We start from the raw sequence: 15467 nt of genomic DNA, 5'->3' as shown, positions 1-15467 counted from the left end.
TCGTTGATACTGAGGCTTCATCTCCTGAAGGGGTGGTCAGGATGGTCCTATTTTTTTTGCATCGGTTCTTCATAGACCGGTTCTTCATAGAGGGGTTCCTGATAAACCGGTTCTTCATAGACCGGTTCTTCATAGAGGGGTTCCTGATAAACCGGTTCCTCATAGACCGGTTCTTCATAGAGGGGTTCCTGATAAACCGGTTCTTCATAGAGGGGTTCTGAGGTGGGTGTAGCGTCTAGCTGGGGAAGGTTCTCCTGGACTAAGGGGTTAGCCAAGGGGTCCGAGGTCACTTCCTCCTCCCAGTCCGAGTTCACCGTTGAACTGGGGGGATTGTCCCACTCCTGAACCACCGTCTCTTGAGAATCCGGTTGGGGAGTTGGTTCAGCCGCTTGTCGGGCCCGTTCCCGTTGTCGTTCAACCCGTTCGCGCGATTGTTGGGCCTCTTCTTCATTCTGGGCCACTCGCGCCCGGATCGTGAACTCATCACGATCGCCCTCAAACCGAGATTGACGGGCCGTTTCCAAGGCCGCGCGATCAGCGGCGTCACTTCCACTAGACTCGATTAACTCATATTCCAACTCTCCCCGTTCATTGCGACGGGCGCGAATCAGAGGATTTCGTTCCACTGTGTCTGAGTCAGGCGCTTCATAGGTTCCCTCACAGCCTTCCCCGCAGGCTAAACCCCCTCCTGTTCCCGTTCCCGTTTCTGACGTAGCGGGAGAGGAGGCTTGGGGAGGAGAGGGCCGACCTTGGCGACTGGGGGCTACAGGCGATCGCAAAGCTTGGGGGCGATCGCGAGTCTCCTCCTCCCCTGCGGATGACCCTTGAAACGACTCACTCCCCGAATTAAACAGTCTCGTCGCCATCGTCCCCGGTGTAATCGGGCTGGCGTTGACGGAAGTTCCCCCAGACGGGTTATCCTGACCTTCCCCAGAGTCCGCCAGGGGGACATCTTCCCCAACCTCAGAATCAGCCAGACTAGAGTCAGTCCCAGTCTCTCCCGTCTCAGTCGAGTTCACCGCCAAGGGGTCTTCAGCGACCGACTCTTGCGCCAGAGACTCCTCAGCCAGAGAGTCTTCCCCTAGCAACTTATCCTCGGGGTCGGCTTCCGTGACGGACTCCGACTGTAACGAGTCTTGCGCCAGAGGGTCTTCCGTTATAGACTCCTTCACCAGAGACTCCTCCACCCAAGTCGGTTCAGTCAGGTCAGTTTCGTCTAGGGGGTCTGGCGTAACATCCTGACTCCTCTCAACCGGAGTTGACCCATCAGCGACCTCAGCCGGAAAATCGGGCGTGAAATTCACATCCGCCTCCAGAGGACTCGCCTCAAGGGGGGAACTGTCGCTAACTGGGTCTGGCGTTGAGTCTAAAGGGTCCACTGCTGCGAGGGCGAACTCTTGCACAAGCACCAATTCTAGGGGTTCATCGGCGTGAACCTGGGGAAGATCGGGCGATCGCGTCAATAGCCCAGCGCCGATCACCACACCATGGGCGATCGCCGACCCCCCCAAACAGCCCCACAACAGCCGTTTTAGCCGTTGGACGTCCTGCGATCGCTGGTCTTCAATTAACTGGCTGTACTGTAGCATCGCGCCCTCTTCTCGATAAACACATCAAAATCAGTCATTAATCATAAGCAAGCCTTCTACCTCACCGTTGGCTTAAGCCCTGTTACGTATTGCCACTCATTTTTAATAAAGTTTCCCAAATCTCCGACGGCTCAGCCATAGCCAAACATTGACACACCCTCAGAGGCGTTTGCATCTAAGAGACTTAAACCACCTCAAGAGACCGGACTCATTATGGTACTAATTAGTATATCTTGTCAATAAGGGACTGGTCAGTCCCTCAAATTCCCCTAAGCTGAAGAGAGTGATCATCACCAGTTCCCAGTTCCCCCACCCCCATGTCCCAAAGCCAAGACCTTCTCACTCAAATTCCTGGTAATCCCTGGCGAGGCTTACAGAACGCCGATCGCCGCTGGAGTCAACTGCGCCAAACCCCTCCCCCCAGTCCTCAGGTTGTTGAGGAATCCCCGCAACCCCTCGGAGAGTGCGAGTGGGATGTGGTCATCTGTGGCGCAACCCTGGGAATCCTCCTGGGGGCGAGTTTAGCACAACGGGGATGGCGGGTAGCCATTTTGGAACGGGGAGTTCTCAAAGGGCGTGACCAAGAATGGAACATCTCCCGTAGTGAACTACAAACCTTTGTCGAGTTGGAATTGTTAACCCCGGAGGAATTGCAGACGGCGATCGCCAGTGAGTATAACCCAGCCCGAGTGGCGTTTCCCGGAAGTCCAGAAATCTGGGTCCAGGATATCCTCAACATCGGCGTCGATCCCGTCTATCTCCTAGACATCCTGAAACAGAAATTTCTCGCTGCTGGGGGAACCCTCCTGGAACAGATTAGTTTTCAAAGGGCCGAGATTCATCCCGACGGGGTGCGAGTGACCACAGATGGCCAAGTTCTCACCACTCGCCTACTTCTCGATGCAATGGGCCATTTTTCCCCCATTATCCAACAAATTCGCGGTCCGCAACGGCCTGATAGCGTCTGTCTGGTGGTGGGAACCTGCGCCCAAGGCTATCCTAAAAATGAGACGGGAGATTTATTCGTCTCCTTCACCCCCATTCTCAACCAATGTCAGTATTTCTGGGAAGCCTTCCCGGCCCGAGATGGACGCACCACCTATCTGTTTACCTATCTCGATACCCATCCCGATCGCTTTAGCTTAGAGTTTTTCTTTGACGAATATCTGCGACTTCTCCCCGAGTATCAACAATGTCAACTCGATCAACTCGACATCAAACGGGCCTTATTTGGAATGTTCCCCAGTTATCGCAACTCCCCCGTGCGATCGCCCTTTCCCCGACTTCTCCCCATTGGCGACAGTAGCGGAAGTCAATCCCCCCTGAGTTTCGGCGGCTTTGGGGCTATGGTACGTCACCTTCAGCGGCTAACAGCGGGAATCAGTGAGGCCCTAACCGCTGATTGTCTCGATCGCCCATCTCTGGCCCTCCTACAACCCTATCAACCCAATCTCTCCGTCACCTGGCTATTCCAACAAACCATGACGGTGGGGGCTAACGACCGGGTATCCGATGACCAGGCCATCAATCGTCTCTTAGGGGATGTCTTTCAAGCCATGGAGGGGGCGGGGGACGAGGTGTTACGGCCTTTTTTACAAGATGTCGTTCAATTTGGAAGTTTATCCCAAGCCCTATTTCGGACTTCGATTTCCAGTCCTCTAACGGTGGCGAAAGTGGTTCCTCAAGTGGGGATTCCCCCGTTACTCAATTGGCTACGTCACTATCTCGCGTTGGGAGGGTATCAAGCCCTGAGTCCTCTGGGGCGGGCGATCGCGCAATGGAGTCGTGAGTCTGACAATCCCCAGCAAGGCTATCAACTCCGACGTTGGGCCGATGCTTGGTATTACGGATCTGGAAATGATTATGAGGAAAAGTCAAGGTTTTGATACAATTCTTTTAACTTCAACTCAACGCCCAACGACTCTAAAATAACACTCTGTTCAGGGTCTTGATATTCTGTCATCAACCACTGATTAGAATTTTGTTTGAGATGCTGTTCCACATACATATTGGACTGCTCAACAAGCAGATACTCCTTAAAACCAGGAATGGTTCGATAGGCTGCAAATTTCTCACTGCGGTCATAGTTTCGGGTGGAATCGGATAGAACCTCGGCAATAAAGACTGGATTTAAAACGGTATCTTTTCGCCCCTCTTGAAGTTCAATTGGAGTTGGAAGAACCAGAATATCAGGATAGGTATAAAGGTTAGCTTGAGGAACCCAAAGGCGCTGATCCGCCAGAAATAAACGATAGGGTTTTCCCGCCAGGGACAAACTTAGAATGACCGTCAAGGCGCGGATAAGTTCATTGTGATTTGGAGTTCCCCCAGTCATTTCAATTATCTCTCCATTGCGATATTCACGGCGAACTGAGGCTATTTCTTCTAATTCCAGATAGTCAGCCGGGCTATAGGGTTGCGTTGATGTTACTATCATGGGTAGGTTGTCCTGTTGAGGTACCAGTGCTTTTATCAATTAACTAAACTGACGTTTAAGAAGAAAAAATAGAGGCGATTTCCACCTCGAACTCAGGAAAGAGGGGTGAGGTTAGGCGATCGCCCTCTAGCAGCGTCTGAACCCGTTGAAGTTGGGCCTCCTGACGACGATACACCTCCAGCGTTTTCAGCCACCAATTCACCAGCCAATACTCCTGAACCCCATATAGAGAATAGAGTTTTAACTTCACCTCGCGATCGCGCTGTTCATTGGTTTCCCCTTGAGAGAGAATCTCCACCACCAACTCCGGGGCCACCGTCAAATGTCCCGACGCATCCACCCCAGTCTCTAAGCGAGATTGGCTAATCCAGACCAAATCAGGAATCACCGCATCCCGAGGACTAAAAATCAGCCCTGGGACTTGAAATGTAGTTCCCAATCCCGTTCTTTCTGACCAAGTTTCTAGGCGAACCTGAAGCTTAGTGGCCACACCTTGATGACGAAAATGAGGGGCGCGAGTCACAAACAGATCTCCATCAATAATCTCATAGCGAGTCCAACCCCCATCATCGGGCATTGCATCGAGATCACGAATTGTCCAAACCTGTGTGGGTGTCACCATGGGGAGTCCTCAATTCCAAGCAAAACCAATCGGGCATAGACCCAGCCTGTTGTTCCAAGACTGGTCCCTATGCCCTATGCTAAGGCAAATTCAAGCGACCTAGGAGGTCTCATCCACCTCAACATCCGTTAAGCGCATCTCAGCGCGAACCATCGACTCCCCGAACACCCGTTTAATCGTGAAGCCGAGATGTTCAGAAATGCGTTGCATCGCTCGGTTATCCGAGAGAATTTCCGCAAACACTAAATCCATCCCTTCGGCGCGGGCAATTTCCAGGGAACGGCGTGTCATTTCCGTCCCTAAGCCCTGATGCTGGAAGCGATCGCTCACCAATAGAGAATACTCCGCATCACGGGTTCCATGAATCAGACTCAAGCGGGCCACCCCCACCAACTCATGGTCTCCCGTTTCAGGGTTGCGATAGTCGGCAATCAGGGCCATTTCCTGATCGTAATCAATAAAACAGAGGCGCGATAGCCGTTCATGGGCCACCCGACGACTGAGTTTAAACGCATGGGCGTAGCGTAGATAGACACTTTCATCGGAGAGACTTTCGTGGAACTTCACCGCCATCGGTTCATCTTCCGGGCGGATGGGGCGAATCGTCACCTCCCGTCCATCGCGAACCGTCCACTCTCCCACATATTGGCTGGGGTAGGGGCGAATCGCCGGTTTGGGTAAATGGGCCACATCCGTATCCGGTGGATGGAGAACCACCCGTGCATCCAGAGAAATCAAGCGTTCTGGACTCGCTAGGAGGGGATTGACCTCAATTTCCTTAATCCAGGGCTGTTCCACCACCAAATAGGAGAAACGCACCAGCAGTCGTTCCAAGGCCACTAAGTCAATGGGATCTCGTCCACGAACCCCCTTGAGGGCGGTATAGATTTTCGTGTTTTCCATCAGACGGCGGGCCAGGGTGGTGTTTAGGGGGGGGAGGCCCAGGGCGCGATCGCGGAACACCTCCACCAACTGTCCCCCGGTTCCAAACAGCAATACCGGACCAAACTGGGGATCTAAACTACTACCAATAATCAACTCATAGCCGTCGAGTTTCAACATCGGCTGAACCGTCACCCCTTGGAAATCCTCGGGGCTATGGAGTTCACTAACGCGATCGCGAATCCGTTGATAGGCTTTGCGAACCGCCTCTTGGTCATTGAGGTTCAGTTGCACCCCCCCCACGTCAGTTTTATGGGTGATGGTTTCCGAGAGGAGTTTTAAGACGACCGGATAGCCCATCTCCTCAGCCGCTGCGATCGCCTCGTCTACTGTATTAGCGATACGAGTTTCAACAATAGGGATATCGTAACTCGCCAGCAGTTGCTTGGACTCAAACTCCGTTAACAAGGTGCGCCCCGCCTCGCGAACCCGTTGGATAATGGCATGGGCCGAGGGGCGATCGCGGCCCGAAGATTCCCCCTCCTCATCCCCCAACAACATGGGCGTTTCATACAAACTGCGCAAATTGCGGCTGTAGCGCCACATATAGTTAAACATCCGCACCGCCGTATCGGGGTAAGGGAAGGCGGGGATATTCGCCTGATTGAGAATCCGGGCCCCCGCTTCCACATCCGCCCCACCCATCCAACTGGCAAAAATCGGCTTTTTATGGCGGCCTTCCATGGGACAAGCTTTCAGTTTCTCCGCCGTCTCGGTGGGAGAAGTCATCGCTTGAGGAGTTAAGACCACAATCAAGCCATCACTATTAGGATCTTGTACCGCCACTTGTAACGCTTTAGCATAGCGATCGGGGTCAGCATCTCCCAAAATATCAATGGGGTTGCCATGACTCCATTGAGGCGGCAAAATCTCATCAAGACGGTCTAGAGTTTCCGGGGCCAACTCCGCCAGTTTCCCTCCTTCCGTAATCAGAGTATCCGTCGTGAGAACCCCCGGACCCCCCGCATTGGTCAAAATGGTTAAACGGGGGCCTTTGGGGCGCGGTTGTTTGGCCAGCAGTTCCGCCATATAGAACAGATGGGCCAAGTGATAGACTCGTAACACCCCCGACCGTCGGAAGGCAGCATCTAAGACCTCATCACTGCCCGCCAAAGCCCCGGTATGGGACGCCGCCGCCTTAGCCGCCGCCTCAGTGCGACCCGCTTTAATGACAATAATTGGCTTACTGAGGGCAACTTCTCGGGCCGCCGACAGGAACGACCGGGCATCGCCAATGGACTCCATATAGATGACAATGCTTTCTGTGCGGGGGTCATCCCCCAGATAGTAGATGAGATCTCCCCAACCCACATCTAACATCGACCCCAAGGAGACAAAGGAACTGAAGCCCACATTGGCTTGAAAACTCCAGTCTAAAATAGACGTACATAAGGCCCCACTCTGGCTAATAAAGCCCACACTTCCAGGGCGGGCCATGGAACCGGCAAAGGTGGCATTCAGGCCCGATAAGGGACTCATCACCCCCAAACAGTTGGGTCCAACAATCCGCATTTTGCCCCGGGCCGCCTCCATGATTTGCCGTTCCAGTTCCCGGCCCGCTTCACCCACTTCCTTAAATCCCGCCGAGAGGATAATCGCCCCACGCACCCCAGCGGCCACACATTGGCGAATCAGATCCGGGACGGTGGAGGCGGGGGTCGCAATGACCGCTAAATCGACTTGGGCGGGGACTGAGGCAATATCCGGATAGGCTTTAATCCCCAGGACACTGGGCCGTTTGGGGTTGACGGGGAACACCGTCCCGCCAAAGGGATGACTAATCAGGTTCCACAGCAACGTCCGCCCTACACTGTTGGGCTTTTCCGTTGCCCCAATGACGGCAACATTTTCAGGGGTGAAAATAGCTCGCAGTAAATCACTTTGAGAACGAAGAACATCATGGGCGGGATCGGTTTTATAGGGGACTGTCGTAACCATAGTTACACTCCATTAAACAACGATTTTTAGGACGATTCAATGGCAATTCAAGGGCGGATAAACTGGATGTACAGGACTCAGACAAGTTCCCGTCAAACCACTATCATCATGGCATTGGCCCTTCCATCGTCCTAGGACAAGTGACCGAGAGGTAAGGCATGATCTGCCATCAGTCTCCATTGGCTTCAGTGTAGCGGTAGATCCGGAAATAATCGTGAATTTTAAGATAGTTTTACTATTGCTTCATGTTGGTTAGAATAGCTTGCAAAATGTAGGTATGACTTGATACATTTTAAAGCTATACTGGATTTAAGGTAGTGTACCGGATCACAAATCAATGGGGGACAAGTCTGAAAAATGGCCGAAACTGCCCCTGAAGGCCCTTAGGGAGCCAGTCTGAGAGTTGGGTGCGGCTGAGGGTCTAGGAGAGTCCTAGATGGAACCTAAGTTGAAAGTCTCTCACCCCAGTACAACCGATGTCCTAAAACGGGTGATGCCCTGCGCCCAGCCTAGATTATGAATGTCCGTCATGCTCACTGGAACGACCTTTCTGCCATTGTGGGAATTTATAATGCCGCCATCCCGGGGCGAATGGCGACAGCGGATTTAGCGCCCGTGTCCGTGGAGAGTCGCCGGGCTTGGTTTGCCGGTCATTCTCCCCAACACTATCCGATCTGGGTCACGGAACGAGATCATCGGGTGGTAGGTTGGCTAAGTTTTCGCCCATTTTATGGTCGGCCGGCCTATGAAGCGACCGCTGAATTGGCGATTTATATTCACCCAGACTATCAGCGGCAAGGGGTGGGACGGTTTCTTTTAGAGTTGGCGGTGGCGAATGCTCCGATGTTGGATCTTAAGACCCTGCTGGCCTTTGTTTTTGCTCATAATTTGGCGAGTTTGAGTCTGTTTGAGCAGGCGAAGTTCCAGGAATGGGGCTATTTACCGAGAATTGCTCAACTCGATGGGGTGGAACGAGATTTGATGATTTTGGGACATCGACTGGGGATGGGCAATCGCCGTTGACCCCACTTTTCCACAGCTTTTCCACAGTTACTGAGTTAGAAAAGCCAGGAAAAAAAGCAGATAAATTTAACTTTTCCACAATTTCCACAGGAGCTTGGGTTAAGATATTTTTTCTGAATATTTAACCCTTGTTAACGTTAGACAAGACCGCTGAGTCACTGAAATTTTGTAACATCTTGTGACGTTTGCCGGATAACGGGATTTATATGCCTGCAAAGACTTGACAAATTTATTATTTATGCTATCGAGGAGTTTAGAGTAGTATGGTGTTTATCTGTACCTGGGAATCGTTCCAAGAGTGAGGGTCCCAGGGGTTGGTGTGGCGCGCCCTCTCCGTTGAGATTGGACGAGTCTGCATCAAGCCAATTTGCAAACTGTCTGCGATCGCGAAACAGTTTGCCCCAGTTTTACATCAATACCCATAGATACAGCATCGCCATCAACCATCCATCCCCCATATCGGCCATCGTTTCATCTTAATCCTTATGAAATCCTTACGAACCCTATTGTGCTTCCTATTGGGAACAAGCCTGTTCCTAAGCCTAAACCTATTTTTGCCCAGTTTGCCCCTCTTGCGCCAGAGAGCGGTGGCTGCCCAGCCGCTCAATGACCTCGTGGTTCATAAATCTATTAGCTTCAAAACTCATCCTGAGATGAGCGCAACTGGGGAGAAATCCCTCAACGCTTTATCCTCAGGGGGCGATCGCCAACTGGCCCAACGCCCTATTCTCCAAGAACAGGGTCGTCTAACCAACCGCAGTCCCCGGCTACGAGATGGCAGTCGCTACAATATCTATGACTTTTCAGGAAATGCCGGGCAGGAGGTTCGCATTCGACTGGAAAGTTCAGAATTTGACACCTATTTAATTCTCATTGGTCCGAATAATCAGCCCTTGGCCGAAACCGACGATCGCAGCCCCGGAGAGACCAACTCAGAACTGGTGCTGAATCTGCCGGAGAATGGGACGTATCGCATCGTGGCCAATGCTCTCGATTCTCGTGGCCGGGGCAACTATCAGCTTGCCGTATATCCGGCGGGCCCCACCTACACCGCCCAGCAGCAAAAACCCGACCCCAACGCGCCCCAGAACGTCAGCGCCCCCGCCTCCCTCAGTGAACGGGAAGCCTTGCTGGCCCAAGGCGATCGCTACCATCTCCAGGGGAACTTCCGGGAAGCCGAACGCCTCTATCGTCAAGCCAAACCCGAGTTTCCCGCCGAAGGAACCGTTCAAATCGCCGAAGCCATCACCGAGGATCAACTCTCCCCAGCCGGGCGCGTCTATTGGAACAATGTTCAAGAGGGACTGGCCGAAGACCGGGAATCTCAAGTTGAAGCCTCATTAGATCTACTGTTTGAAGAGGCCCCCGGCTTTGCACCGCCCTATACCCTGATTGCTCAACGTTATCTGGATGAGGGAGACACCGACGAGGCGATCGCCTTCTTAGAAGAAGCCACCACTCGCTTCCCCGGGTCCTATGAACTGGCCCGAATGCTCGCCGAAACCCTACGAGCCGATGGACAACGCCTAGAAGCCTCCATCGCCGCTCGGGAATTTGCCATTGTCAACCCGGACCATCCCCAAGCTGGAGAGATGACGGAACTAGCCGATCGCTATCTCGGCCAGTTCCGAGGTCGCCTGCGGGAAAACATCGCCCTACGGGGATTAGGTGGCTTAGCCGTGGGGGTCTTAACCGGACGTACTACTTCCACCGTGTTTCAGGCTATCAACCTGGCCCAGTTAATGATTGCCGGGGAATCACGCCTCGGGGACCAAATCTCGCAACAGTTACAGGGTCAACTGCGGATGGTCAATGACCCAGAAATTCTTGGCTATGTGGACGAGTTAGGTCAAGATGTTGCCCGTTATATGGGACGAGATGAGTTTGACTATGAGTTTTTCGTGGTCGATGACGATAATCTCAACGCCTTCGCCCTACCGGGGGGTAAAGTCTTCGTCAACACCGGTGCCATTTTAGCGGCTAACTCAGAAGCAGAACTGGCGGGGTTACTGGGCCATGAAGTGGGTCATGCGGTTCTCTCTCACGGCTTCCAACGGGTGGTTACCAATAACCTCTTGGCTAACCTGGCTCGGGAAATTCCCTTTGGTAACTTGTTGGGAACTCTAGTGAGTTTGGACTACAGCCGTAAACATGAACGCCAGTCTGACATTATTGGCACTCGGGTAATTCACAGTGCCGGTTATGCGGCCGATGGCCTGCGTAACTTCATGCAAACCCTGCGGGAACGTCATGGTGGGGGTCCTGCCATTCCCTATCTCTCAACCCACCCCGCGCCGCGAACTCGGGTTCGGTATATGGAGGAGTTGATTGAGCGGAATAATTACAACCGCTATAGCTTTGAAGGAGTGGAACGCCACGCTCAGATTAAAGCTCGCCTGTCCTAATTTGGGGTTGGTTTGACTCCTGACCGTAACGTCTTTCGGGGCGTTACGGTTTTTTTCTTTCTGCTGTTTCGGGGGGTCGGGATGAGGGGGCGGCATCGGCTTTGGGGAAAATCGGCAGTGAGACAGGAATTGAGGGGTTGCTCACTGCCCTCAATGACTCAGACGAAGATGTGCGCGGGAGGCGGCTGAGGCTTTGGGGGAAATTGGCGATGCTCGATCCTTGAGTGATTGAGGGCAGTTGTATCGCCTGTGAGTGGATTTCTACCTGTGGAATACCATTACCCGAATCCAAAACCGCTGCCAGTTCTATCAAAACGTGGGGGTCTGGGGGAGCAATAGAACCCCGTCCTCAACGAAGCGAAGCGGAGTAGGGCGGGGATACATGGACGCCCCCAGGCAAAGAGCAGGTATTCGATGTGCCTGCTCTTTGCCTTTCCTAACAAGCTATGCTAAACTCCTCAGCATAGAGTTAGATTGGCCATGCTAGTATTCGAAGCAAAATTGCGAGGAACAGGTAAGCAGTACGCCATCTTAGATGAGATGATTCGTACCGCTCGTTTCGTTCGTAACTCCTGCCTTCGTTACTGGATGGACAACCAAGGGGTTAATAAGTACGACCTCAATAAATATTGCAGGATACTTAGAAAAGAGTTTGAATGGTGCAAAAAGCTTTCAGCTCAGGCTTGTCAAGCTAGTGCCGAAAGAGCATGGAGTGCCATCGCTAGATTCTTTGATAACTGCAAGAAAAAGGTTCCAGGCAAGAAAGGTTTTCCCAAGTTTCGCAAATATCAAACCCATGGCTCAGTCGAGTACAAGGTTGATGGCTGGATCTTGTCGGATGACCGATTAACCATTACGTTTAGGGATGGCTTCAAGGCTGGAACCTTTAAAATGTGGGGAACTCGTGATTTGCACTTTTACTCCAAAAAACAAGTCAAGCGAGTCCGTGTTGTGCGTCGGGCTGATGGATATTATGTTCAATTTTCCATCAATCAGGAGCGTAATGAACATCATGAACCCACCAAGCGAATGGTAGGCGTAGATGTGGGTTTAAATCATTTCTACACCGACTCTGATGGCAATACAGTAGAGAATCCTAGATTTTTCAGGAAAGCTGAAAAAGCCTTAAAGAAAGCACAGAAACGGGTTTCTCGCCGAAAGAAAGGTTCCAAGAATCGCCTCAAAGCCATTAAACGGTTAGGCAAGATGCATCTCAAGGTTTCAAGGCGGCGTAAAGACTTTGCAGTTAAGACAGCAAGGGCGCTTGTCCAGTCGGCAGACTTGGTAGCCATTGAAGACCTAAAAGTGCGGAATATGGTTAAAAACCACCATCTAGCCACATCAATATCTGATGCTAGCTGGACATTATTTAGGCAGTGGTTGGAGTATTTTGGGAAAGTGTTTGATGTGCCAGTGATTGCTGTGGCACCTCATTTCACGTCTCAAAACTGTTCCAATTGTGGAGAGGACGTGAAGAAAGCCTTATCCACTCGCACTCATAAATGTCCGCATTGCGGTTACTTGAATGACCGGGATGTTAACGCCGCCATCAACATTTTAATGAAGGCACGGCAAGGTTTAGCACAACTACCGAGGGGCACTCGGAAAGTTACGCCTGGGGATGAGATGACCCTCTGCTTGGATGGGGAAACCCAAAAAAGTAAGGTGGCTCGACGAGCCAGGAACTCTCGTCAGCGATGATGGGAATCCCCGCCTTCAACCAAGTAAGGCGGGGAGGATGTCAAAACGACGAACTCTGGCAAGCCGCTCTAGAATCCAAGAAGAACAGCCATCCCCCCATTCCAACTAGAGACAAGTCCTCCTCCAGCACCTACAATATCAATCAGGTCGGCATTCTCAACACAGGCAACGTCACGAACCACGGCGATCAGATTGGAGAGCAACTCCCATGACTCAACATCCAGCCCATCAACAACTGGTGCTTGACACCCTTTATACTAACCTCAAAGACCCCATCCCGGTCATTCGCGCCAAAGCGGCTCAAGCTCTTGGTCAAATGGGTAGTGAACAGGCAATTCCTCCATTGCTGCAACAGGCCCAAGACCCTAATTCTGAGGTGCGTCGGGAGGTGGCAAAGGCATTAGGACAGCTCGGCAGTGAGCCAGCAATTTTAGTATTACTACAACTCCTAGAAGATAACGAACCTAGAGTCCGTAGCCATGCCGCCGAGGCTTTAGGCAACATCGGTAGTGAACAGGCGATTCCCCAATTGCTGGGACTCCTCAAAGATCCTCACTTGGATGTTCGTTGTGGTGCCGCCGAGGCTTTAGGCAACATCGGCAGCGAACCGGCAATTCCAGGCTTGCTCAGTCTGTTCACCGACTCCGATGTAACTGTTCGACAAACGGCGGCGATCGCCCTCGGGCGCTTTCCGGGTTCAACGGTTCTCACGCCTCTGCTCGACGCCCTGCAACAATCTAATCCAATCCTACGCCAAACGGCCGCGATCGCCCTCGGACAACTCAATCAAGAAGCTGCCATTCCGGCCCTGGTGCAATTGCTAAATGACCCGGATAGTCAAGTCCGTGAATGTGCCATTGAAGCGTTAGGTAAACTGGGAAGCGCCGTGGAGCAATCTCTTGTGTAGAATGACGTGACCTCAGAGAGCCGTCAAATCATTATCGAAACCCTTTGTGTCTTACTCTAATACACAAAAAATAGTAGCATAATTCGCAGTTGTGCTTCACAATCTCTAGCTCAGCTAGGTGCAGAAACCAGCATCCCATTACCCTGTCAAGTTTTCCGTGAAGATGCTGACACCAATCTTCGTCTCGCGGTCATGGATTCCTTATCATTTTTGCAGGGGTAGTCGAAGCCGCGAAAATTTCAGTGCCGATTTCAGGCATCCCAATCGAAGTCCTCAAGCGGCTTTATGAAATTTATAATCGCAACCGACAACAACTGCCAGAAGCCTAGCCTAAATCTTATCTGCTTAGATATATATGCCATTCTTTAGCCAGCTATGATACTCTCATGCAGAAGGGGTCAAGATGACGCAATCATTCCCGTCTAAAATCTATGCCGAAGCCATCGTGCGATCGCGCCGAGGGACTTCTCTTTGGTTGACGGAACTCCCCTGACCGCCGAGGCGATCGCCCAGTATTATGGCGATCGCCGCACCCTGGACGAAGCCTGCGATCACTTCCCCGGATCTTATTGACACCTTGGCACTTCCAGTGATACTATGCGCCCATCACAAGGGCTAGCATCGCATAAATAAAACTTTAAAATAAGTTGGCAAGTTGGATGACTGTGTTACATCACTGGTTTTCACTCCATTTTTATTTGATTTATCAGTAACGCAGATGTCAAGCCGATAAACTCTTGGTCATAATTTTCATCAGCTAGTAGCTAATATGCAAATCAAGAAATTAAAATACTATGATGACGAATATAAGTGGGAACTGGCAAGAGTCGATTTTTTACCGAATCTCAATCTTCTTGTTGGTGTATCTGGTGTAGGTAAGACAAGAACCCTCAAAGCTATTTATAATTTGAAGGCTATAGCTAACGGTGCATCGTTGAACGGAGTGAAATGGGATGTTTGCTTCGTAGGAGATGACGGACATGAGTACAGCTGGATGGGAGAGTTTGAAACGCAAGAGGAGGCAATTCTAGTTGATGACAGTTCAGATGAAAATCAGCAAGTCAGGCTCACCAACGAAAGATTAGTTTGTGATAATCATGGGGTTTTGATTGAGAGACAAGGCTCAGACATTGTTTTAAATGGGCAGAAGACTCCCAAACTATCACCTTTTGAGAGCGTTATTGAACTTCTCAAGCAAGAGGATCAGATCTCTCCTGTAAAGGAGTCTTTAGACAACATTATACTAGCCGACTCTACAAGCTATGGTAGATTTTGGAGCTTGCCAGTAGGTATTTTGAGGAAATTTGAAAAAGCTAAACTTTCTAACTTGCAGAAGAGCGGATGGCCAGTGCATATAAAACTATCTATTCTTCATAGAGCTTTCCCCGAAACTTTTAATAGAATTAAGGAAGCTTTTATATCAGTTTTCCCAAATGTCTCAGATGTAAAAATAGAGACAATTAGAGGTAATAATATTCCCGTTGAACTATCTGATTTCTTCAAAGAAGCTAATACTGTTAGTATTAAGGAAAAGGGTGTGAAGGACTGGATCCAAAATATATCTTCGGGAATGTTGAAGACGTTAATGTATATTAGCGAGTTGTACTTAGCCCCTGAAAATAGCATCATACTCGTTGATGAATTTGAAAATAGTTTGGGAGTTAATTGCTTGGACAGTGTTACTGAACTTATACTGGGAGATAAGGGGTTTCAATTTTTTATAACGAGTCATCACCCTTACATAATTAATAACGTTAGTCCTGCTTACTGGAAAATAGTGACTCGAAAAGGTGGAGTAGTCACTATTAAAGATTCGGAAGATTTTCATATATCTGAATCTAGACAAAAAGCTTTTATTGACTTAATAAACGTTTTAGAAGATGATGAGGATATGGAGTAATAA

At 50.8% G+C, this 15467-nt stretch carries 11 protein-coding genes; 7 read left to right on the top strand and 4 right to left on the bottom strand.

All coding sequences use genetic code 11. The features are described 5' to 3' along the window. Nucleotides 1-47: 47 nt before the first annotated feature. Nucleotides 48-1589, bottom strand: a complete 1542-nt coding sequence (locus tag NEA10_RS19755) for a hypothetical protein (RefSeq protein WP_252663065.1) — start codon at nt 1587-1589, stop codon at nt 48-50. 317 nt (nt 1590-1906) lie between these two features. Here NEA10_RS19755 and NEA10_RS19750 point away from each other — a divergent pair, with 317 nt between their 5' ends. Continuing rightward, a complete protein-coding gene (locus NEA10_RS19750; RefSeq protein WP_252663064.1) occupies nt 1907-3475 on the top strand; it encodes an NAD(P)/FAD-dependent oxidoreductase in 1569 nt (522 codons plus the stop codon). Here NEA10_RS19750 and NEA10_RS19745 read toward each other — a convergent pair. The 3 genes from NEA10_RS19745 to NEA10_RS19735 form a co-directional block, all read right to left on the bottom strand. Continuing rightward, nucleotides 3451-4026, bottom strand: a complete 576-nt coding sequence (locus tag NEA10_RS19745) for a Uma2 family endonuclease (RefSeq protein ID WP_252663063.1) — start codon at nt 4024-4026, stop codon at nt 3451-3453. The genes NEA10_RS19750 and NEA10_RS19745 overlap by 25 nt on opposite strands. Nucleotides 4027-4081: 55 nt before the next feature. After that, nucleotides 4082-4648, bottom strand: coding sequence for a Uma2 family endonuclease (locus tag NEA10_RS19740; protein ID WP_252663062.1), 567 nt, complete (start codon nt 4646-4648; stop codon nt 4082-4084). Between the two features lie 99 nt (nt 4649-4747). After that, the gene (locus NEA10_RS19735) at nt 4748-7528 is read right to left on the bottom strand and encodes a bifunctional acetate--CoA ligase family protein/GNAT family N-acetyltransferase (RefSeq protein WP_252663061.1); all 2781 of its coding nucleotides are present in this window, start codon (nt 7526-7528) and stop codon (nt 4748-4750) included. Between the two features lie 516 nt (nt 7529-8044). Between NEA10_RS19735 and NEA10_RS19730 the strand changes: the two genes are divergently transcribed. The 6 genes from NEA10_RS19730 to NEA10_RS19705 all read left to right on the top strand — a co-directional run bounded on the left by NEA10_RS19730 (nt 8045) and on the right by NEA10_RS19705 (nt 15464). Beyond that, a complete protein-coding gene (locus NEA10_RS19730) occupies nt 8045-8551 on the top strand; it encodes a GNAT family N-acetyltransferase (RefSeq protein WP_252663060.1) in 507 nt (168 codons plus the stop codon). A 485-nt stretch (nt 8552-9036) separates the two neighbouring features. Next, a complete protein-coding gene (locus tag NEA10_RS19725) occupies nt 9037-10956 on the top strand; it encodes a M48 family metalloprotease (RefSeq protein ID WP_252663059.1) in 1920 nt (639 codons plus the stop codon). A 480-nt stretch (nt 10957-11436) separates the two neighbouring features. Continuing rightward, nucleotides 11437-12657 (top strand): RNA-guided endonuclease InsQ/TnpB family protein, encoded by a 1221-nt coding sequence (locus tag NEA10_RS19720; RefSeq protein ID WP_252663058.1) that lies wholly within the window; start codon nt 11437-11439, stop codon nt 12655-12657. Further along, nucleotides 12654-12869: a hypothetical protein gene (locus tag NEA10_RS19715; protein ID WP_252663057.1), complete on the top strand. Its 216-nt coding sequence runs from the start codon at nt 12654-12656 to the stop codon at nt 12867-12869. The genes NEA10_RS19720 and NEA10_RS19715 overlap by 4 nt, the downstream gene beginning before the upstream one ends. Next, nucleotides 12866-13564 (top strand): HEAT repeat domain-containing protein, encoded by a 699-nt coding sequence (locus NEA10_RS19710; RefSeq protein ID WP_252663056.1) that lies wholly within the window; start codon nt 12866-12868, stop codon nt 13562-13564. Before NEA10_RS19715 ends, NEA10_RS19710 begins: the two co-directional genes overlap by 4 nt. Nucleotides 13565-14333: 769 nt before the next feature. Beyond that, nucleotides 14334-15464 carry an AAA family ATPase gene (locus NEA10_RS19705; RefSeq protein WP_252663055.1) on the top strand — a complete coding sequence of 377 codons (1131 nt, stop codon included), beginning with the start codon at nt 14334-14336 and terminating at the stop codon, nt 15462-15464. The last annotated feature ends 3 nt before the right edge of the window (nt 15465-15467 follow it).

This window comes from Phormidium yuhuli AB48, assembly GCF_023983615.1.
Classification (GTDB): Bacteria; Cyanobacteriota; Cyanobacteriia; order Cyanobacteriales; family Geitlerinemataceae; genus Sodalinema; species Sodalinema yuhuli.
The sequence above is the reverse complement of the archived record's forward strand: the minus strand, read 5'-3'. Positions and strand labels throughout refer to the sequence as shown.

Excerpts from the sequence above, each read along its gene's own strand:
- NEA10_RS19755 (WP_252663065.1), bottom strand. The coding sequence starts at position 1,589 with ATGCTACAGTACAGCCAGTTAATTGAAGACCAGCGATCGCAGGACGTC.
- NEA10_RS19750 (WP_252663064.1), top strand. The coding sequence starts at position 1,907 with ATGTCCCAAAGCCAAGACCTTCTCACTCAAATTCCTGGTAATCCCTGG.
- NEA10_RS19745 (WP_252663063.1), bottom strand. The coding sequence starts at position 4,026 with ATGATAGTAACATCAACGCAACCCTATAGCCCGGCTGACTATCTGGAA.
- NEA10_RS19740 (WP_252663062.1), bottom strand. The coding sequence starts at position 4,648 with ATGGTGACACCCACACAGGTTTGGACAATTCGTGATCTCGATGCAATG.
- NEA10_RS19735 (WP_252663061.1), bottom strand. The coding sequence starts at position 7,528 with ATGGTTACGACAGTCCCCTATAAAACCGATCCCGCCCATGATGTTCTT.
- NEA10_RS19730 (WP_252663060.1), top strand. The coding sequence starts at position 8,045 with ATGAATGTCCGTCATGCTCACTGGAACGACCTTTCTGCCATTGTGGGA.
- NEA10_RS19725 (WP_252663059.1), top strand. The coding sequence starts at position 9,037 with ATGAAATCCTTACGAACCCTATTGTGCTTCCTATTGGGAACAAGCCTG.
- NEA10_RS19720 (WP_252663058.1), top strand. The coding sequence starts at position 11,437 with ATGCTAGTATTCGAAGCAAAATTGCGAGGAACAGGTAAGCAGTACGCC.
- NEA10_RS19715 (WP_252663057.1), top strand. The coding sequence starts at position 12,654 with ATGATGGGAATCCCCGCCTTCAACCAAGTAAGGCGGGGAGGATGTCAA.
- NEA10_RS19710 (WP_252663056.1), top strand. The coding sequence starts at position 12,866 with ATGACTCAACATCCAGCCCATCAACAACTGGTGCTTGACACCCTTTAT.
- NEA10_RS19705 (WP_252663055.1), top strand. The coding sequence starts at position 14,334 with ATGCAAATCAAGAAATTAAAATACTATGATGACGAATATAAGTGGGAA.